Origin of the sequence: Marinomonas algarum (assembly GCF_020532605.1) — a bacterium.
Lineage (GTDB): Bacteria > Pseudomonadota > Gammaproteobacteria > Pseudomonadales > Marinomonadaceae > Marinomonas > Marinomonas algarum.
The window spans coordinates 89,121-109,161 of the sequence record NZ_JAJATW010000002.1; the positions used below are offsets into that span (position 1 = coordinate 89,121).

17 protein-coding genes are annotated in these 20,041 nt (G+C 45.0%); 8 read left to right on the forward strand and 9 right to left on the reverse strand.

The genetic code is table 11. The features are described from left to right. Nucleotides 1–118 precede the first annotated feature (118 nt). On the reverse strand, nucleotides 119–532 hold the full coding sequence (gene arfB, locus LG368_RS02190; protein WP_226753092.1) for an alternative ribosome rescue aminoacyl-tRNA hydrolase ArfB: 414 nt from the start codon (nucleotides 530–532) through the stop codon (nucleotides 119–121). 130 nt (nucleotides 533–662) lie between these two features. Here arfB and hisA point away from each other — a divergent pair, with 130 nt between their 5' ends. From hisA to hemG, 4 genes are all read left to right on the forward strand, one after another. Next, nucleotides 663–1,424 (forward strand): phosphoribosylformimino-5-aminoimidazole carboxamide ribotide isomerase, encoded by a 762-nt coding sequence (hisA, locus tag LG368_RS02195; protein WP_226753093.1) that lies wholly within the window; start codon nucleotides 663–665, stop codon nucleotides 1,422–1,424. A 109-nt stretch (nucleotides 1,425–1,533) separates the two neighbouring features. Beyond that, nucleotides 1,534–2,391, forward strand: a complete 858-nt coding sequence (locus LG368_RS02200) for a hypothetical protein (protein ID WP_226753094.1) — start codon at nucleotides 1,534–1,536, stop codon at nucleotides 2,389–2,391. Between the two features lie 198 nt (nucleotides 2,392–2,589). After that, nucleotides 2,590–3,576 carry a GTPase RsgA gene (gene rsgA / locus LG368_RS02205; RefSeq protein WP_226753095.1) on the forward strand — a complete coding sequence of 329 codons (987 nt, stop codon included), beginning with the start codon at nucleotides 2,590–2,592 and terminating at the stop codon, nucleotides 3,574–3,576. A 294-nt stretch (nucleotides 3,577–3,870) separates the two neighbouring features. After that, the gene (gene hemG / locus LG368_RS02210; protein WP_226753096.1) at nucleotides 3,871–4,398 is read left to right on the forward strand and encodes a menaquinone-dependent protoporphyrinogen IX dehydrogenase; all 528 of its coding nucleotides are present in this window, start codon (nucleotides 3,871–3,873) and stop codon (nucleotides 4,396–4,398) included. 34 nt (nucleotides 4,399–4,432) lie between these two features. On the opposite strand, the gene mdoH is transcribed toward hemG, so the two are convergent. Beyond that, nucleotides 4,433–6,553 (reverse strand): glucans biosynthesis glucosyltransferase MdoH, encoded by a 2,121-nt coding sequence (gene mdoH / locus LG368_RS02215; protein WP_226753097.1) that lies wholly within the window; start codon nucleotides 6,551–6,553, stop codon nucleotides 4,433–4,435. Beyond that, on the reverse strand, nucleotides 6,553–8,124 hold the full coding sequence (locus LG368_RS02220) for a glucan biosynthesis protein G (protein WP_226753098.1): 1,572 nt from the start codon (nucleotides 8,122–8,124) through the stop codon (nucleotides 6,553–6,555). Before LG368_RS02220 ends, mdoH begins: the two co-directional genes overlap by 1 nt. A 323-nt stretch (nucleotides 8,125–8,447) precedes the next feature. Here LG368_RS02220 and argC point away from each other — a divergent pair, with 323 nt between their 5' ends. Further along, a complete protein-coding gene (gene argC / locus LG368_RS02225) occupies nucleotides 8,448–9,386 on the forward strand; it encodes an N-acetyl-gamma-glutamyl-phosphate reductase (protein WP_226753099.1) in 939 nt (312 codons plus the stop codon). A gap of 36 nt (nucleotides 9,387–9,422) precedes the next feature. On the opposite strand, the gene LG368_RS02230 is transcribed toward argC, so the two are convergent. After that, the gene (locus LG368_RS02230; RefSeq protein ID WP_226753100.1) at nucleotides 9,423–10,250 is read right to left on the reverse strand and encodes a 5'-nucleotidase, lipoprotein e(P4) family; all 828 of its coding nucleotides are present in this window, start codon (nucleotides 10,248–10,250) and stop codon (nucleotides 9,423–9,425) included. A gap of 129 nt (nucleotides 10,251–10,379) precedes the next feature. Between LG368_RS02230 and LG368_RS02235 the strand changes: the two genes are divergently transcribed. After that, nucleotides 10,380–11,990 (forward strand): NAD(P)/FAD-dependent oxidoreductase, encoded by a 1,611-nt coding sequence (locus LG368_RS02235; RefSeq protein ID WP_226753249.1) that lies wholly within the window; start codon nucleotides 10,380–10,382, stop codon nucleotides 11,988–11,990. Between the two features lie 139 nt (nucleotides 11,991–12,129). Further along, entirely contained in the window at nucleotides 12,130–13,479 is a 1,350-nt protein-coding gene (locus LG368_RS02240) for a DUF945 family protein (RefSeq protein ID WP_226753101.1), read from the forward strand. Between the two features lie 149 nt (nucleotides 13,480–13,628). Here the strand turns inward: LG368_RS02240 and LG368_RS02245 are convergent, their stop codons facing one another. From LG368_RS02245 to LG368_RS02265, 5 genes are all read right to left on the reverse strand, one after another. Beyond that, entirely contained in the window at nucleotides 13,629–14,609 is a 981-nt protein-coding gene (locus tag LG368_RS02245) for a lipid A deacylase LpxR family protein (RefSeq protein ID WP_226753102.1), read from the reverse strand. 185 nt (nucleotides 14,610–14,794) lie between these two features. Next, nucleotides 14,795–16,171, reverse strand: coding sequence for a short-chain fatty acid transporter (locus tag LG368_RS02250; protein ID WP_226753103.1), 1,377 nt, complete (start codon nucleotides 16,169–16,171; stop codon nucleotides 14,795–14,797). 142 nt (nucleotides 16,172–16,313) lie between these two features. Further along, entirely contained in the window at nucleotides 16,314–17,489 is a 1,176-nt protein-coding gene (locus tag LG368_RS02255) for an acetyl-CoA C-acetyltransferase (RefSeq protein ID WP_226753104.1), read from the reverse strand. 36 nt (nucleotides 17,490–17,525) lie between these two features. Further along, complete coding sequence (locus LG368_RS02260) at nucleotides 17,526–18,185, reverse strand: 3-oxoacid CoA-transferase subunit B (protein ID WP_226753105.1); 660 nt, start codon at nucleotides 18,183–18,185, stop codon at nucleotides 17,526–17,528. A 2-nt stretch (nucleotides 18,186–18,187) separates the two neighbouring features. Further along, nucleotides 18,188–18,889, reverse strand: coding sequence for a CoA transferase subunit A (locus LG368_RS02265; RefSeq protein ID WP_226753106.1), 702 nt, complete (start codon nucleotides 18,887–18,889; stop codon nucleotides 18,188–18,190). Between the two features lie 132 nt (nucleotides 18,890–19,021). On the opposite strand from LG368_RS02265, the gene LG368_RS02270 reads away from it, so the two are divergent. Then, nucleotides 19,022–19,933 (forward strand): LysR family transcriptional regulator, encoded by a 912-nt coding sequence (locus tag LG368_RS02270; RefSeq protein WP_226753107.1) that lies wholly within the window; start codon nucleotides 19,022–19,024, stop codon nucleotides 19,931–19,933. The last annotated feature ends 108 nt before the right edge of the window (nucleotides 19,934–20,041 follow it).

Here is a 20,041-nt window from a genome sequence, read left to right on the forward strand (position 1 = left end):
TTTGAGTTATTAATGTATCACGTGAAATATTCGTCATTCATGACGAGACAGTAGTGCCATTTTACAAACAAACCCTTGCTGCGAAAAACAAGAAAGATTCACGTTTGTCGGCTAAAAATTAATCCCAGTTTTTACGCCGTAAATTCTTGATCTGACCCTTTTGCTTTTTTTGATCAACCCGCTTCTTTTGGGAAGAGCGTGTTGGCTTCGTTGGACGACGTGCTTTTTGAACCTGCCGAGCGTCGAGAATCAACGCCTTGAGTCGTGCCAACGCATCTTCCCGGTTTAATTCTTGTGTCCGATGTTGTTGTGCTTTTAAAACGATGTCCCCCTCTTTTGTCAGACGAGAATCGTTCAGCGCCAGTAAACGCTCCTTGTAAAACTCAGGCAAGGAAGACGCCGCAATATTAAAGCGCAAGTGAATGGCGGAAGAAACTTTATTGACGTTTTGACCACCCGCACCTTGCGCTCGAATCGCAGTCAACTCTATTTCATGATCGGGGATGGCCACAGCCGGTGTAATTTGCAACATGGTTTAAACGGTCTTCTTTTAACAGAATTAAATAGAGAGTGTAACAGCCTTATTAAGTGATTGCCTTGCCACATCGTTTCTGGGTAAATTATCGGTTACAATCCCATTTTTGACTGATTAGGAGTTTTTTGTGACCCAATTTCGCCCTTGTATCGACCTACACCAAGGCAAAGTAAAGCAAATCGTAGGAGGTAGTCTTAACGACAAAGGTGCCACAGAAAATTTCATCAGCGAATACAATGCGGAGCACTACGCACGCATGTACAAAGAATTGCAACTCACCGGTGGGCATGTGATCGCCCTCGGTAAAGGCAATCAAGATGAAGCTTTGAGTGCACTACGCGCCTACCCTAACGGATTGCAATTTGGAGGAGGCGTTACCAATCGCAACGCAGCCCGCTATTTATCCGCAGGAGCGTCTCACGTTATTGTGACTTCTTATTTATTTGAAGACGGCGAATTCTCTTGGGACCGCTTGGACAAAATAAAACGCGAAACAGGCACTGACCGATTGGTTCTGGATCTTAGCTGTCGTCGTACAAAAGAGGGTTGGTACATTGCTACTGACCGCTGGCAAACCATTACCTCAACACAAGTAAACCAAGAAAATTTAAACGAATTAGCCAATCATTGTGATGAATTTCTTATTCATGCCGCCGATGTGGAAGGCTTACAAGCGGGCATAGACGAAGACCTAGTCACTCTCCTTGGTCAGGGATGCCCCGTGGCAGTCACCTATGCCGGTGGTGCACGATCAATCACTGACCTACAACGCGTCAGTGAATTATCCAATGGCAAGGTAGACTTAACCATAGGCAGTGCATTGGATATTTTTGGCGGCAAGGGTGTCACTTTAGACGAATGTCTTCTATGGAACCAAGCACAAGCTTAACCCTTGAGGCTCAGCTAATTTAGTGTCGAGCCATGGCTCTGGCTCGACATATTTCCCGCCATACCGCATACTTGAACGCTATTTTTTGATTTAATCTTAGGATTATTGAATGCCTACACTCCGCACTGGTTTTATACTGGCTTCGCTTTTACTTGGCGCCTGTACCATGCCTATTTCACAGACCGCACCAAATACAAAAACTGAGCAAGCGGCCGCTCAAAATGACGACAATTTGACCAACATCATCCTACCTTCTTCCCCAAAAGAGAAAGAAACAGCGACCGCGCCCACGGATGAAATCGATAATATTCAAGCACAAAACACAGGGACAGAAAAAAACACTGTCTTACCTGAAAAAACGGTGGATGATGAAACTTCTTCTTTAGATGAAGCCAACTCAACAGACGATTCACTTCTATCAAAAGAATTAGAAGATCATATTCAGCGAGCAACGGATAACTTTGTTGCTTTAAAAGAACGCACGGGGAACGCCCCTGAATTTCCTGACCTAATCGCCCTCTCGTTTTCTGGCAAGACAGACACTGAAACCAGCCTGCAAGAACTTCGCACCTATATCAGCAAAACCAATACAAACCTTGCTGTATTAGATGCAAGAGTGAAAGAGCGCCAGGATACGGCACTTGAAGGAGATATTATTCGTATCTTTGTGACAGAAGCAACCGTAAAACATGGCAATGAATCGTTTAAAACACAACCATTAGTTGGACAATGGGTCAGAGGCGAAAGTCGCACCATCCGCTTAAAAGACAATATTCTTTTTGAAAACCCAAAATCGGAAGAATTACAAATAGCCTTCTCAGAGACCTATCAGCTTATTGTGAATGGCCAGATTCTCTCGGTTATTAACCCCAAAAGAGACAAAAACAGTGCGAACTTTCGTGTGTCAACTGAAAATAAAAACGTCATCACCGGCCGTTTAGACTATCGAATAGTGGAAAAAAAATAACCCTGATATTACCAACATATTTCTGTTTGTTGGTTTATAACACTGTGCTAATCTCGCCATTCAACACCCATTATCGGTAATCCTACTCAGGGTGTTATAACGTTTTGGCCAGAACATAGGCACGCTTATGTTCAAGCTATTTTATGGAAGCATCGTGCTTCTTCTTTACGATAGCGACATTCGCTTGGGGTAATATCAATGGATTCCACGTTCACTTTATTGGATTTGGGCTGGCAAGCCTGCTTTCAACAACAGTTATCACTGGATGATTTAGAGTCTAACCGCATTGCACGAATTTGTTCATTTCAAACAACACCTAATGCCAAGCAATACCAACTGGCGAGCGAACACGGTTTTTTTACTCTAACTCAGCAAGAGAATATGCCAAATATGCTGGTTGGAGATTGGGTTGTTATTGACACACAACAAAATTTTGTTCGATGCCTAGAATCTCGTTCCCGCTTTGACAACATTGCAGCCAACGTTGATACCGTTTTCCTGCTTTGTGCGCTTGGGCAAGATTTTAATCTTGCGTTGATCAAGCGTTATTTGACTTTGACACGAAACGCGTTAGCGGATCCCGTTGTGGTGCTCACCAAAGCCGACATTTGCAACAATGCGGAAGAACAACGGGCACAAGTAGAAAAGCTCGACCCTCTACTGATTGTTGAGACAGTTAACACAAAAGATGTTCATAGCCTGACTTGCCTTTCGCCTTTTTTGAAAAAAAGCAAAACAGTGGCTTTACTTGGCTCCGTCGGCTCAGGGAAATCAGCATTCATTACTACGCTAATGCAAGCCTCAAACGACAATCAAGCTACCCGCTCAGTGGGTCAAGCAGACTTACTTAAGATCCTTCCGTCTGGTGCCATTTTATTAGATACGCCTGAGCTACGAGATCTGCAACTGGCCGAATTCGATAGCAGCACCATTAACCAATTCGCTGATCTGCTGGCGTTAGAAAAGCGTTGTCGATTCAGTGATTGCCGCCATGATAACGAACCTGGCTGCGCCATCCGAGCAGCAATACAAGCCGACCAACTAGACGAACAACGGGTGAATGATTTCTTGCTGTTGCGCAATGAAGACGACGAGGATGACATTGTAAAATCTAAGCCTCAAGCAAAATTCTATCGCAGTGCTCAATCGGATATACGAGCACGAAAGCACAGTGCTGCCGAATAAGATTACATCATTCTTTCGAACCTTGATGACTCAGGCGATGTCCTTTATGGCTCGCCTTTTCCACTTCCAATAGCCACTTTTTAACAAATAAAGCGGCCTGCATTGACCTCTTACATTGTCGTCTCTAATCTTTTAACATAGCATTAAATTAGAAAAAACTAATAAAATTGACTGACTCATCGACTTTCTGCTCGCCATGACCTTTACAGCCGAGCATCAAGTGTTTATAACATCTGTGTCACAGTATTGATCAACCTACATGAATCACAACGAAGGCAGTTTCCAAACACTATTATGTCTACACTTTTACTTATCTATTCTACAACCGATGGCCACACCATTAAAATTAGCCAGAAGATGCAAGAAAGCATTGAAAAGCAAGGCCACAGTGTCTCCTTGGTTCCTGTTGAAGAAGTGACCTCAGAGACACTCACCCAGCATGATAAAATTATTGTCGGTGCCAGCATCCGCTATGGTAAACATCAAAAAGTGGTTGCAGATTTCATTACTACACACAAGGCGCTGCTTGAGGAAAAACCCAGCGCTTTTTACACCGTCAATCTAGTGGCAAGAAAACCAGAGAAATGTCAGCCAGACACCAACCCTTACATCATCAAGTTTTTGACCGAACTGAACTGGGAGCCCAATTTAAAAGGCGTTTTCGCAGGTCGTTTAAATTACAAAAAATACGGCTTCTTGGATCGCAATATGATTCGTTTCATTATGTGGATGACCAAGGGACCCACAGACCCAAGTACCGATCAAGTCTTTACAGATTGGGACAGTGTTGAGCAATTTGCCTTAGCGGCAGCAGACATGTGATGAAAAGCCCTTCGGCAAGAAGGGCTGTAAAGTATTAAGGCAAATATTTCTGCATCGCTGACATAAGAGACCGGTGTTGCAGAATGGCCAAGCATTCCTCTTCTCGCAAATGATCCAATAACCCTTCCAAATCTTCGCTGTGAATGATTTGCCATTCAGCGCAAATCCAAGCACGGCAAAACGCCTTATTAGGGATGTCTTCTGGCATCTGAGCTAGGTGCCAATAAAAAAGCTCTGCATCCGATACCAAACGCTGCAATGAACTCACCGCATCATCAAACTCTAATGCTTTAAGCTCAGCATCATGATGACTCTGTTTTTGAATAATTGAATGAGGACGTTTCTCTTCCGGTGCTCGCATCAGCCCAAGGAGATGAATCACGTTGCCACGTTTTGCCCCACCACTAAGCCAAGACAAAGGAATCGATAAAACCAATCCCATGCTGATAGGTAATGACCAATAAAACAGCTCCTTACTCAAGAATAACGCCCCAACTGCTAACCCTATGCCTAATAAAGTATGGCTATAATGTGCCCTCGCCGCTACGCTCCAAGACGTTGCACCGTCATCACGAGATTGTGGTTTCCACCCACTGTCTCGACCTTTAAGAACGTCATACACCACTTGAAACTGAGACAACATCAAAATAGGCGCATACAAAGCCGACAATAGCGTTTCAACCAACGTACTAAGCGTCAACAAAATCGGGCCACCAAACTGCATACAACGCTTAAGGTTAAGCAAAGCAGCCAACCAGCCGTACACCTTGGGCGCGAGTACTAACATCATCGACAAAACAAACAGAGAGCGTGCTTTTTCAAAATCAAAGACCGGCCAAGTCGGAAACAGTGACGGGTTAGCAAAGTACTCCGGGCGAACAAAATACGCCTGCACTGCCAACGCAAAACCAACCACAATCAGCAGCAACCAAAACACGGCACTCAAATAAGACATGATGCCAGACATCAAATGCAAGCGTGTTGCGAAATGAAAGCCATCAGCAAACACAAACGCTTTATGTTGCAAGTTGCCCTGACACCAACGGCGATCTCGCACGATAACATCCACCAGCGACGGCGGCGCCTCTTCGTACGAAGCGCTTAAATCCGTATCAAAACGCACTCCCCAACCGGCTCGACGTAATAACGCGGCCTCCATAAAGTCGTGGCTCATCACGTGCCCACCAAAAGGGGCCTTGCCCTTTAATACAGGCAAGCCACAGGCATCCGCAAATGCCTTGGTACGAATAATGGCATTGTGTCCCCAGAAGTTCGATGAGTAACCATGCCATGCTGCTAGACCAGACGCATAGATTGGTCCGAAACAATGATTAGCAAACTGTTGAATTCGACTGTATAAGGTATTAGCACGAATAATAGTAGGTAGGGTTTGAATCAAGCCTAAACCTGGCTCAGCCGCCATTCTTCGTGTTAGCGACACCAAACATTCAGCGCCCATTAAGCTGTCGGCATCGAGCACAATCATACATTCGTATTCACCACCAAAACGCGTCACCCAGTCTGCAATGTTACCGGCCTTACGCTCTGCGTTATCGTGTCGACGGCGATAATAAACCGGACATGCGCTGGCATCATCATTTAAAACAGGACGGAACGCTTGTTCTTCCGCAATCCAAGCATCAGCACGATTGGTATCACTGAGTATAAAAAAAGCAAACTTTCCAGGCGCTTCTTGCACTAAGGCGTCATGCATGGCTTGGATATTGGCTCGAATACGCAAAGGGTCTTCGTTATACACAGGTAATAGGATGGCCGTCACGCCCTCTACTTCTTGCTCTTTGCGGCGTCGTTTAAAAGGCGACAGTTGAAAGAGTAACCCCAGCGTCGCTTGAGAAAAAGCGAAGGCAATCCACGTAAAGTTAATACAAAACAAGACCAAAAATGCCCACTGCAACCCTGCAATAGCGTTGGTATTTAGCACATCGTACATTTCTGTTGCACCATACCAAGATAAGCCTAGAGTACAAATAAGAACAAACACACGCGACAAAAAGGTCGTTAAGGCAAAGCTCTGCCCTCTTGGCTTACGGGCTTGGGACGACTCACTCACCTTATGTCTTGGCATAGCCAAAGTGGATAAAGGAGGCAAGGCTAACGCCATTTTCTTTGCTGCTTTCTTATCCTTAAACATCATTACTCCCTAATCCAACGATATAACCAAGTAGGGGCAATCGCTTTCTCGTCTTGTTTTAATTGCACACGCAATTCAGATGCGTCCGCTTCTTCAGGGTCAAAGGTGACGTACACTCGCACCCCATTGGTATGAGGGTTTTTATCAACCCAAGCCTCTAAGATTTGTCCATTGCTCATGCTCGCCTCAACGGTTAACGCTTCGATTTTTGCATACGGCAATTTATTGACGTCAATAACAACTTCTGGCGTTGTTGTAAACAGCTTATGACCAAGCGCACTGCGTACAATACGAGGATAATCCAGAGACACGGGCGTATCGTTTGACCACGTCATAAGGTATTGATAAGTGTAAGATTCTCCCTTTTTGAAACCGCCTTTAGGTTGCCAATACGCCACAATATTGTCGTTGGCTTCAGACGTCGATGGGATTTCTACCAACTCCACATTCCCCTCCCCCCAATCGTTTAAAGGCTTAATCCACGCAGATGGACGCGTATGATAATTCGCTTCCAAATCTTGATAATCACCAAAGCGACGATGACGCTGTATCAGTCCAAACCCTTTTGGAGAGTCATCACTGAACGCACTGATTTCAAGGTTTTCAGGGTTATTTAATGGACGCCACAGCATTTCTCCTTTGCCAGTCAGCATTTGCAGTCCGTCAGAATCGTGTACTGCAGGACGATAATCCGGCACATCCGACACATCGGTTGTACTGTTATGCATAAACATGGATGTTAAAGGTGCTACCCCTACGTGCTGCAAATCAACGCGAGGGAACAAGGTTGCCTTTACCTCCATACGAGTCGGTTTGCCTGGGTAAATTCCAAACCGGTAAGCCCCTGTGACACTTTTACTGTCTAAAAGGGCATGGACCACAATAGCATCCTGACTCGATGCAGGACGTTCAATCCAAAACTGCGTAAACATGGGAAACTCTTCGCCTTTTGGTTGAGCAACATCGACCGCTAAACCACGAGCTGACAGTCCATAGCTTTGCCCTTTGGACACCGCACGAAAATAACTGGCGCCTTGAAACACCACAAATTCATCTTGCACCTCGTCAGTGTTGATCGGGTAGTGCAGACGTAGCCCTGCGTACTTGCCCACTTTGGCGATCAAGTCACTGATTTCTGGTGTCGGTGTATTAAATGAATCTGGCGAGACACTCAGCGGTACCGCGCGACCATTCTCGACAATATCGATGGACACCAAATCTTTAAATAGGAACCCTGGTGCAAACAACTGCATGGAGAACTGTGTAGGCGCGTTACCCCAGACGGCTTGGTTTTGCTGAAAATTAATTTTTCGGTAAGTCGAATAGTCCATATCAACCAAGGCTTGAGGTGCCTTGCCCACCGGCTCCATAGGTGATTGTGCTTTGGTTTTTGCTAAGTCAATGACTGTCTGGTGGGAAAAAACATAGCCACTTGATGCTTCTTTTACGGTTTTGTTACTTGGCTCTTGGGCTTGAACCACACTTGCCATGATCACACACAACAAGGTGAAACATGCCCCCCCTCGCTTTATCAGGCGCGTACCACGATGAGATAAATAGGTGAATAATTTCAAAGACTTCCTCTCTTTGCTAAAGCGGATGATTAAGTTAAACGTTTGACAAGCGTGTCAATGAATACTCAACATGATAGCGACAAATCTTTACAAAATTAACGAAGGAAAGTTGGAGGAATGCTTAAACATTAAGGAGAGATATTGATGAAAATAAGACGCTTTTTTCCCGTATAAAACGACTTTTTACGCGCTTAACTAAGCACTGAACTATTAAGCACAGACCCGATGCATTACACTGTTTACCACTTGTATTAACACGTTACACCACTCTATTAATCACTCACGCCAACACACTGTAATGGCAAGATCTAAGGAATCCCTCTGTGAAAAAAGTATTTATTGATGGCGAAACAGGCACCACAGGACTTCAAGTCAGAGAGCGTCTTATTCATCACCCAGACATCAGCGTCATTAGTATTGACCCAGCTAAAAAGCGCGACGTTGAAGAAAAACGCCGCCTAATGAAAGAAGCCGATGTGACCGTGTTGTGTTTACCAGACGAGGCCGCCAAAGACAGTGTCGCACTGGCCAAAGAAGAGAACTGCCGAATTTTAGACGCCAGCTCCGTTCACCGTATTGCGGATGGCTGGGTCTATGGCTTACCTGAACTGGACGCTTCCCAAAGAAACAAAATCCATACTGCCCAGTTTGTCTCAAACCCAGGCTGTTACCCAACAGGGGCTGTATTACTGCTAAAACCACTGATTGAAGCAGGCTTACTGCCCGCGGACGGCGACTACTCAATCAATGCCGTGTCTGGCTACAGTGGCGGTGGTAACGCACTCATTGATCGTTATGAAGGTAACGATCAAACTCCTGTTTACGGTGCGTATGGCCTCTCTTTTAACCACAAACATTTACCGGAAATGAAAGTATGGGCGGGATTGCATAAAACGCCTATTTTTGTTCCAAGTGTGGGCAATTTCCGTCAAGGTATGTTGACCTTCTTGCCGATTCATCTAAAAGGTGAAACAACAATGGCACAGTTACACGCCAAACTGGCTGAAGTGTATGCAAAAGATACCTTTGTGACCGTCAATGATTTGAACCTCATTATTGACAACGCGGCGCCATTCTTAACGCCCCATGACCTGGAAAACACCAACCAAATTGAGCTTTCCGTGTTAAGTGAACCAAACGGCCAATCAGGTGTTCTGGTCGCCAAACTCGACAACCTTGGTAAAGGAGCGTCTGGTGCCGCGGTGCAAAACCTCAACATCATGTTGGGCTTTGCTGAAGACATTGCCGTTAACCTGGCATAACGCCGTCTAACGAACGTGTTTTATGGAAGCCATACTCTATGGCTTCCATACTTCTAACACGTCTTTGCGCATCTGATTTTTCTCTGCCGCTGATGCCCCCCAATTGCCGTTATACAGCTTGCCTTCCCAATCACCATAGCCTGGGTTTGGTAACATGATGAATTTTGTTCCAAATAACGCCTTGTTCTTCTCTACGGCCGCATCGCTTGCTGCCATCCCTTTGGTACGAAAATCGTTCGAGAAATCGTTTAAGTTATCCCCTATCAACAGGGCAATTTCATAGTTTTCAGCCACTTGTTGACGACGCGGTGCTTTATTGCTCGTGGTGGTTTTCATTAATATGTGTGCGTCATCGACATTGGGAAAGCCCAAGTCTTGTAGGTTTTTTCGAGTACCTTCTAAGCCCGACACATTACGATTAGTGATATAAAAAACTTCACCGCCTTGTTTGGCAACGTACGCCAAAAACTCGCTCGCGCCTGGCATGGCTTTCGCTTCGGCGGCGGCCATCCACTCTCCCCACGTTTTACTTGAGTAACCTTGATCCTGACCAATTAACCAAGCCTGATAAGCGCTGTTATCAATCACGGTTTCATCAGCGTCCACCACAACAGCTAACGGTTTATTCCCCTTATATTCACGATCCACCTGATCAAACTGCATTTTAGCGAGATTAAACGCCTGATAAGACAACGCCTTATATTCAGCCGATGCTTGCATCCAGACCGTCGCCATAACCAATTGCTCATTGAGCGCTTGGGTGGAATATTCCGTTTCTGATGCTGCTTGCGCCGGTAAAACACCCGACATTCCCGCGAATAAAACACTGGATACCGCCCAACTACGCCATAAATTGATGTGCATAAACTTCCCTCTCAACAGGTAACCTTCAATAAAACTGACAAGCTTCTCTTTGGAAACAGCTTTTTTCACAAAGATATCGTATTATCCACGACCATCTTCTTTAATCCAACGTGCCACCCATTGATTCCTATGATACGACTTTCCAATATACAGCTTCCGCTTGATCATGATGCCAACGCCATTGAACAGGCTATTCTTTCTTTGCTCGCTATTTCAGCTGAGCAACTGGTTCACTTCAACGTGTTTCGCCGTGGATACGATGCCCGTAAAAAAACCAACATTGTGCTCATTTACACCTTGGACATAGAAACAACAGACAATGCCTCTTTGTTGGCTCAATTTTCAGAGCACCCTCAAGTGAAAGCCTCACCGGATCTGGACTACCACCCGGTTGCTCAAGCCCCCGAGACATTAACCGAACGTCCTATCGTGATTGGCTTTGGACCCTGTGGTTTATTAGCCGCCTTGGTATTAGCACAAATGGGCTACAAACCGATTGTCTTAGAACGGGGTAAAGAAGTGCGTGAACGCACTAAGGATACTTTCGGCTTTTGGCGCAAAAAAGTACTCAATACCGAATCCAACGTACAATTTGGTGAAGGTGGCGCGGGGACTTTTTCAGACGGTAAACTTTACAGCCAAGTCAAAGACCCAAAACAATACAGCCGTAAAGTGCTTAACGAATTTGTCACGGCAGGCGCACCAGATGAAATTCTTTATGTGAGTAAGCCCCATATCGGCACCTTTAAATTGGTGGCCATGGTCGAAAAAATGCGCGCAGAAATCATCGCGTTAGGTGGAGAAATTCGCTTTGGTTGCCGTGTTGATGACCTACATATCGAAGAAGGACAAGTGACTGGCGTCACGCTTGCTGATGGCGAACAGCTGCATTCAAAGCACATTGCCATCGCCATTGGGCACAGTGCCCGTGATACCTTTGAGATGATTCATAACAAAGGCATACACATTGAAGCCAAGCCGTTTTCGGTCGGTTTTCGTATTGAACATGAACAATCTGCCATCGACAAAGCTCGCTTTGGCCCAAATGCGGGCAACGAGATTTTAGGCGCTGCCGATTACAAACTGGTGCACCATTGCAAAAATGGTCGTTCGGTTTACAGTTTCTGCATGTGCCCAGGTGGTACCGTGGTCGCCGCAACGTCAGAAGAACATCGCGTGGTGACCAATGGTATGAGCCAATATTCTCGTAACGAACGCAACGCCAACAGCGCCATTGTGGTCGGTATCGATCCCTCTGATTACCCAGGTGGCCCTTTGGCTGGCATTGAGTTTCAACGTGAATTGGAAAGTCGCGCCTACCTTATGGGAGGCAGTAACTACGATGCACCTGCACAAACTGTCGGCGCTTTTTTACGCAATGAAACGCCTGAGCAATTAGGTAAAGTCGAACCGTCTTTTAAGCCAGGCATCAAACTCACCAACCTCGCCGACGCTCTACCGGACTTCTGTATCGAAGCCATTCGTGAAGCCATTCCTGCGTTTAACCGTAAAATCAAAGGCTTTGCCTTCGATGATGCCCTGCTGACAGGCGTAGAAACTCGCACCTCTGCACCGATTAATATCACCCGCGACCGAGACAGCTACGAAAGCATCAACACAAAAGGGCTTTATCCGGCAGGTGAAGGGGCAGGCTACGCAGGAGGAATCATGTCTGCTGCTATCGATGGCATTAAAATCGCAGAAGCCATGGCATTGAGCATCAATCAAAAAGCAAACTAACCTGAGTTGAGCCTCCTATTTTTACAAAGGCAAAACGGTATGAAACACCTTTTGCCCTTATGTTTGCGGGCTCTTCGGGGTAAGATCAAGATTCAAATGCAATAATTGACTAAAATCAAATTCGTAAAAGGAATTTTCCATGAAAAAGCTTATCATCGCCCTCATTGCAGCACTGATCTCTGCCTGTCTTATTTTACCAAAAGTCATCGCGTCCAAACACCAAGACGCTATTACCAAGATGATTGATAAACTTGATAGCACACCAGGGTATAAAGCGACGCTCGTATCCACTCAAAGTGCTTGGTTTGGCTCTTTTAATACTGTTGATATTGCATTTGACTTGGGTGACATCGACCACTCTGCTCGAGGCAAAACCATCACAGCCACCTTAAACCTTGATACTCAATACGGTCCGCTCTTATTTTCAGAGCAAGGGTTGATAGGATTGTATGAAACCCAGGTACGTTTTGATGGCCAAGAGCAGCGTAGTTATTTAGAGTGGGACGCGACACAGCCTTTATATCAACTGTCTGTTTTAACCGGTCTTTCTGGCAAGACTCAGCTTAACGACCAAATTCCCCCTTTCAGTACATTGGACAATGCTTTGAGCTTTAGCGGCTATGCAGGGGAAGGGGTAATTGGCGACGATACCTTCACTTATTACGCCGGAGCAGAACAACTCACCATCACGGATCGAGGAGAATCACTGGTCGCTAAAGGCTTCACTTTCTCCATCGACCTCGCTGCAAGCCTCAACGATATTATGCAAGGCGGTTTTTATGATGGCGTTGCATCAACGCAACTGGACTCTTTGACTGCTGCCGGCATACTTGATCTTTCAGGTTTAAGCATCAATATGAAGACCGCTTTAGACTCAGAAACCAATCTCGGTTATCTAGAATTAGGCTACTTACTGGATGATCTTTTGTTTAAAGACTTCACTGCGTCTGATCTCGTGTTTGTATCCCAACTCAATAACTTGAATAACGATTTCTTTTTGAACTACAACCAAGCCATTAAGAAAACGGGGACAAATAACGCGTCAAATGACGTCTATGATAACTTGGCCGTCTTCTTACAAAATAACGTAGGGAGTCTGCTAGCATCACAACCTGAGTTCAATATCAGCAGCTTCAGTGGTGTCCTTGCTGGCGGAAATTTCAATGCCAACCTCTCCAGCAAACTCGCCAATACCGAAGCGCCAACGCTTGATGAAATGACTCAACCTGGCTTTTGGCTGTATAACACCATTGCATCAGCAAAAGTAGAAATGGATGCTTCTTTGGCACACGTCGCTGCTGAGCAGTTTCTTGCCAGTAAAATGCGCTCATCAGCGAATTCTTTAAGAGTAAAAAGAGACGCTGAGCGCATGATAAGCCAATTGATTGAGCAAGGACTCATCAAACAACAGGGCGAACAATACTCCAGCGAATTTAGCCTAGAAAAAGGTCAAGGCAATCTAAACGGCAACGTTTTTCCTGTGATGTAACCACGTCACTGGTTGACTTCCATTACTATTAAAAAAATTGTTAAAAAAAGTTATTAACAGAAAACTGTTAAAAGAAAAACGCATCACTTTTTAGGAGCATTTTCCTTCAGGTGATGCGTTTTATCGTTTAAGGACCTGACACACAAACGTTATATCTGCCAGGCAAGGGTCAATGTTCCATAGCGGGTAAATTTATCCAAGTCGTTATTTTGACTCTCTTCGGTCAAGCTAAACGGAGCGTTGATGGCGAAGGCCAGTGACATGTCTTCCCATGCATAGGTAATGCCTGAGGTAAACACGTTGTAGTTATGATCGTAATCAATCGATCGACTGTCACGAAAGGTGTTGCCATCGGTAAATATTTGATTTCCTATCATGGTCATTTCCACTCCAGCGTACACAAACCAACCTTGGTCTACCGCAATCGGGTTAGACGTACGGGATTGAGATAAAAGCACGGTCGCAAAGGATGACGCCAAACCTCGACCATAACGCACAACAAAACCCGTGCTCACACTGCTACGCAAAGTACCAAGACTAATGTTTGCACCAGTTAATAGGTCGGCATTTTCATTTTCAGAGACCCAGCTTCGCCAAGTACGACCACGAGAAAACTCAAATACCAGTTCATTTTCTAATTGCGTATCCCAGCCTTGTGGCATCTTTGCATCAACGACTCGATGAACCGCTTTTTGCGACTCCTTCCCCATCGCAATGGGACCGACGACACCCAAGGTTGTGCTGAGTCGATCCGCATGGTCTGATCCGATGGCAATATAGGTATTGGTGAAGCTCAGTAGAGCCGAATAAGGAAACGTGTCGGGACCAGGTACCTTCTCTTCAATATTGAAAGGCGTCATTAACGTCTGACCAAAGCTGTAGGCGTTAAAAGCATTACTTACAGGTCTGTCCGGCAAACTCCATGTCAATGGGGAGACCCAAAAAGACGGCTGATGAGTCGTTTCATCCTCGCTGTTTAAGTCATACAGAGACACAAAAATACCATTGGTATAACCGTTGTCTTCATTGACAAAAAAATCATTGTCTAGTGTCGCTGACAGCCAATTAGTATCGGCACTCGCAACAGTACTCCATAGCAAAGAGGAAAGTAAAATCGAACGTTTTATCACAAGCACCCTTAATGAGCTAACCGCTATTATCGTGTAACAAGCAAATCATTATAGAGTGAAGAAAGAAAGCAAAAGCACTTTAAAGACTGAAACTTTAAGGAAAGAAAGAGGCAAAATCGCTCAAAACAACAACCATGACTCAATGTCTATTGAGCCATGGTTGCTGAGTCTAGATCACAAGCAAATTAGAATATCAAGAATCCTAATGAGATAATAACACCAGAACCTATTAATGCCATTAAACAATAACCCATTACATCTTTAGCACCCAACCCGGCTATCGCTAAAGCAGGTAAAGCCCAAAATGGTTGAATCATATTTGTCCAAGCATCTCCCCAAGCAATGGCCATCGCTGTTTTCGCAGCATCGACCCCTAACTCTGCTCCTGCTGGCATCATAATAGGCGCTTGTACAGCCCACTGACCACCGCCAGAGGGTACAAAAAAGTTTACAATACCCGCGCTTAAAAAAGTAAACAAAGGAAACGTTGTTTCATTTGAGATAGATACAAATCCCTGTGAAATCAACCCAGCTAACGACGTACCAGAATCCCCTACTGCCGTCATCATTCCCATAATACCAGCGTAAAATGGAAACTGAAGGAGAATGCCTGAACAGTTGCGAGCGCCTTGAGAAATCGAGTTCAATAAACTTTTAGGTGTGCCATGTAAGAGTACAGCGGCAAACAAAAAGGTGAAGTTCACAATATTTAAATTCAATGCAAAGCCATTATTAACAAAGTAATAAATAACGTACGCAAACCCCATCACACCTAATAACAAAGATAGCATACGACTATTTTCTAAACATTCTGCAGGTGACATATCAGTAATATTTTTATCCACTTTCACGGCAGTTTCTTCTAGTAAATCTGGCGAAATAGTCACTATATCTTGTGGTGCAGGATGCATTAGACGATTCAATAACGGAATAACGATAAACATAGAACCCAGAATGAATAAATTCATTGTTGAAAAAATAGTATCTGATGTTGGAATAGGAGCCGTTACCGCACCATTTGTTACTTTAGATAAGTTTCCACTGCCTGCTATCGACAAAGGAATCGAACCAGATAAACCACCGTGCCAAAATAAAAATCCACTGTATGCGGATGCAATTAACAGTCGATAATCAACACCTTTGACACGATTAGCAATCTCACGGGCAAAAATTGCCCCAACGACTAATCCAAACCCCCAGTTCACCCAACATGCCATTGCACTGATGGCAGTCACTAGAATAATCGCTTGCCCCGGTGTTTTTGCTACACCTGCAAGCATGGCGAGTTTACTTTTAAATGCAGGTGCGCTGGCCATCGCATGCCCTGTGACAACAACCATTGCCATTTGCATAGAGAAGCTTAGCAGGTTCCAAAAGCCTCCAGCCCAGGCATTCACAACTTGCATTGGGCCTTGACCCGTTGCTGGCATGACTAACACAAACACAGCAAAAGTGAGGATAATTGCAAAAATAAAAGGGTCAGGGAGATAACGCTGCAGTAAAGTAACAAAGAATTGACTGACTTTTTGTAACACAGTTTGATTTTGTGTGACTGTATTCATTAGGTTTATCCTATTTTTATTATATTTATTTAAATACTTTCTTGATCAAAGAAAGTGGTTTGGCAATGAACAAAAACCAGTGAACAAAGCGTCATTGGTAAACAACGCCTTATTCAAAACACATAATTTAAAGGAGAGTTATTTAGCGAGACACCAGCATCGCCACGCCCATACCGCCGCCAATACAAAGCGTCGCTAGGCCTTTACGGGCATCTTGACGCTGCATTTCGTGCAATAAAGTCACCAAAATACGACAACCTGATGCCCCGATGGGATGACCCAGCGCAACAGCGCCGCCGTTGACGTTGACTTTGCTTGTGTCCAACGCCAGTTCTTTGTTCACGCAAAGTGCCTGCACAGCAAACGCCTCATTCGCTTCAATCAGATCGAGGTCTTTTATGTGCCAATCTGCTTTAGCAAGGACTTTTTTAGTCGCGGCAATAGGGCCTGTTCCCATAATGTCAGGATCAACCCCTGCCGCACTGCCTGCTTCAATGACGGCAATAACAGGCAACCCTAAACGCTTAGCCTGTTCATCCGTCGTCACAACCACCATCGCCGCACCGTCGTTTAATGTAGAGGCATTCCCCGCTGTTACCGTGCCCGCTTTTGTAAAAGCAGGACGTAGACGAGTCAGTGTCTCTATGGTGGTGTTAGGACGAATTTGTTCATCAGCATCGACGATAATGGGGTCACCTCGACGTTGAGGAATCGCCACAGGAATGATTTCTTCAACAAAACGCCCATCCGATTGCGCTTGTGTGGCTTTATGTTGTGACTGAATCGCAAAATGATCTTGTTCTTCACGACTAATACTCCAACGATCGGCAATATTCTCCGCCGTTTGCCCCATATGGTAATCATTAAATACGTCCCAAAGGCCATCCGTTACCATAGAATCTATCATGGTCCAGTTGCCCATTTTTTTACCTGAGCGGCTGTTAGGCAACACATGTGCCGCCTGACTCATGCTTTCTTGACCACCTGCAACCACCATGGTGGCGTCACCATTTAAAACCGATTGTGCAGCCAATTGAACCGCTTTTAGGCCAGAGCCACACACTTTGTTGATCGTCATAGCCGACACATGATTCGCCAAACCAGAATGAACAGCGGTTTGACGAGCAGGATTCTGGCCACAGCCTGCGGCTAATACTTGGCCTAAAATCACCTCATCAATATGATCTTGTAACGCCGGTTGTTTGGCCAACATCCCCGACAGTAATTGCGTGCCTATTTGCACCGCACTTAACGAAGATAAAGCGCCGTTAAAAGCCCCTATGGGGGTTCTTGCCGCAGCAACGATGACAGCTTTCATACTGAAATTTCCTCTTATTATTGTTGTGATGGATCACTAAGCAAAGACCATTTCTGGTACGATCTCAGGCACAATGAGTTTGCCTTGGGTTTTTTCTATAATCTCTTCAACCGACACGCCCGGTGCTCTTTCTTTTAAGACAAAAGCGCCATTTTCAATTTCAAGCCATGCCAAGTCGGTGAGCACTTTTTTAATACAGCCTTTACCAGTCAATGGCAAAGCACATTCTGTGAGCAATTTAGATTCACCGTGTTTAGAAGCATGCGTCATGGTCACAATAATATTATCGGCGCCCGCCACGAGATCCATGGCGCCACCCATGCCTTTAATCAACTTATTCGGAATCATCCAAGACGCAATATTGCCGTTAACATCTACTTCAAAAGCCCCGAGTACCGTTAAATCTACATGTCCTCCACGAATCATGGCAAAGGACTCAGCAGAAGAAAAAATTGACGCCCCCTTTACCGTTGTTACTGTTTGTTTACCGGCATTAATCATGTCTGCATCAATGGTCTCTTCCGTTGGAAACGCTCCCATACCCAGTAAACCGTTTTCAGACTGTAGCATCACGTCCATATCCGCAGGCACATAGTTAGCAACCAAAGTAGGAATACCAATGCCGAGATTCACATAAAAACCATCTTGTAACTCTTGAGCAACACGCTGTGCCATTTGTTCTCTTGTTAATGCCATGATTAAGCCTCCTTTACCGTTCTTTTCTCAATGCGCTTTTCAAACTGGCCAACAATTACTCGATCAACATAAATGCCAGGCGTGTGGATATGAGCAGGGTCTAACTCGCCAACCTCAACAATCTCTTCCACTTCCACAACGGTAATCTTCCCCGCCGTTGCTGCGAGTGGATTGAAGTTTTGTGCCGTATGGCGATACACCACATTGCCGTAACGATCCGCTTTCCAGCCTTTAACAATGGCAAAATCACCGGTAATGGACTCTTCTAGTAAATATTCACGGTCATTGAACATTTTAGTTTCTTTGCCTTCTGCCACGGGTGTCCCCACACCGGTTGCGGTATAGAAACCAGGAATGCCCGCGCCACCAGCACGCATTTTTTCAGCCAACGTGCCCTGTGGGGTGAGTACGACTTCCAGTTCACCATTAAGCAACTGCTTTTCAAACAAAGCATTCTCACCAACGTAAGAAGACACCATTTTGCAAATTTGTTTATCTTCTAACAGCACACCCAGTCCAAAGCCATCAACGCCACAATTATTGGATACCACGGTCAATCCCATCGTGCCCTTGCGCTTAATCTCAGCAATCAGGTTTTCAGGAATCCCACATAAGCCAAATCCCCCTGCCAACACCGTCATGCCATCTTTTAGTCCTGCCATGGCTTCTTCATATGAGCCAACGACCTTGTCAAAACCTGCCATTACCTTTTCTCCTCGTTATTATTTTTACTTACCTTCAGTTTGACTCAGCCTTATCAATAAATTAAATTTGTTTTTTCTATTTATTAATAATTTTTTCAAAACAATAAAAACAACCGAACAGGACGCTTTGCAGTGAATATAAAACAAGTCCGCGCTTTTTTGGCCGTTGCACAATCACTCAGTTTTGCCAGCGCCGCCACACAACTGCACTTATCACAACCCGCCTTGAGTTTGTCCATCAAGGGGCTCGAAGACAATTTAGGCGGCAAGCTGTTTACACGAACCACACGCCATACCGCACTCACGCCAGAAGGTGAAGCACTGGTTCCGATTGCACGACGCTTATTGGCACAATGGGAAAACGCAGAAGATGAAATGAAGCAGCGCTTTGCTTTGCAGTTAGGAAAAATATCCTTGGCTTCTATGCCGTCTTTTGCCGCCTCGTTACTGCCCAAAGCGATCCGCAATTACCATACTTCCTACCCTAATATTCAAGTCGCTATCGACGACGTGCTGTCGGACATTGTTGTTGAGATGGTGCGTAATAATCAGGTAGAACTGGGTATTTCATTCGAACCCATTAACCTATTAGAACTGTCGTTTTACCCCTTGTATGACGATCATTTTTTGGCCATATTACCCAGCTCTCATCCATTATCGGAACAAGAGTGTATTGCATGGCGTGATCTGTTGGCGTACGACTTTATTACCTTACAGCGCCCTTCCAGTGTTCGCGATCTTATTGAAAATCAGGTTAACCAAGCGGGCATTGAGTTGAACGTTGCTTTTGATGCGCATCAGCTCAGCACCGTCGTCAGAATGGTCAGTGAAAGCATGGGCGTTGCGGTTGTTCCCTCTATCTGTCGACAACAAGCAACGGAGCAAGGGGCAGTGTGTCGACCCATTATTGCACCCAGCATTAATCGTCGTGTTGGCGTTATTTGTCAGCCAAGGTCGCATTTATCCATCGCGGCATCCGCCATGTTAGATGTACTGATGAACACCTATGCCGCCTACCCAATAGAAGAAAAAGAGATCATGTAATTTGTCACAGAGTTAAAAATCACGACATTAAAAGGCGTGTTTGACCGTTTTTCATAATCATTGAAACTCTTTCTTTTTTTGTACGTAACTTGTGACAGCCTTAGCAAA

Coding starts and splice junctions, on each gene's coding strand:
- arfB (WP_226753092.1), bottom strand. CDS start 532: ATGTTGCAAATTACACCGGCTGTGGCCATCCCCGATCATGAAATAGAG.
- LG368_RS02200 (WP_226753094.1), top strand. CDS start 1,534: ATGCCTACACTCCGCACTGGTTTTATACTGGCTTCGCTTTTACTTGGC.
- rsgA (WP_226753095.1), top strand. CDS start 2,590: ATGGATTCCACGTTCACTTTATTGGATTTGGGCTGGCAAGCCTGCTTT.
- hemG (WP_226753096.1), top strand. CDS start 3,871: ATGTCTACACTTTTACTTATCTATTCTACAACCGATGGCCACACCATT.
- mdoH (WP_226753097.1), bottom strand. CDS start 6,553: ATGATGTTTAAGGATAAGAAAGCAGCAAAGAAAATGGCGTTAGCCTTG.
- LG368_RS02230 (WP_226753100.1), bottom strand. CDS start 10,250: ATGCACATCAATTTATGGCGTAGTTGGGCGGTATCCAGTGTTTTATTC.
- LG368_RS02235 (WP_226753249.1), top strand. CDS start 10,380: ATGATACGACTTTCCAATATACAGCTTCCGCTTGATCATGATGCCAAC.
- LG368_RS02240 (WP_226753101.1), top strand. CDS start 12,130: ATGAAAAAGCTTATCATCGCCCTCATTGCAGCACTGATCTCTGCCTGT.
- LG368_RS02250 (WP_226753103.1), bottom strand. CDS start 16,171: ATGAATACAGTCACACAAAATCAAACTGTGTTACAAAAAGTCAGTCAA.
- LG368_RS02255 (WP_226753104.1), bottom strand. CDS start 17,489: ATGAAAGCTGTCATCGTTGCTGCGGCAAGAACCCCCATAGGGGCTTTT.
- LG368_RS02260 (WP_226753105.1), bottom strand. CDS start 18,185: ATGGCATTAACAAGAGAACAAATGGCACAGCGTGTTGCTCAAGAGTTA.
- LG368_RS02265 (WP_226753106.1), bottom strand. CDS start 18,889: ATGGCAGGTTTTGACAAGGTCGTTGGCTCATATGAAGAAGCCATGGCA.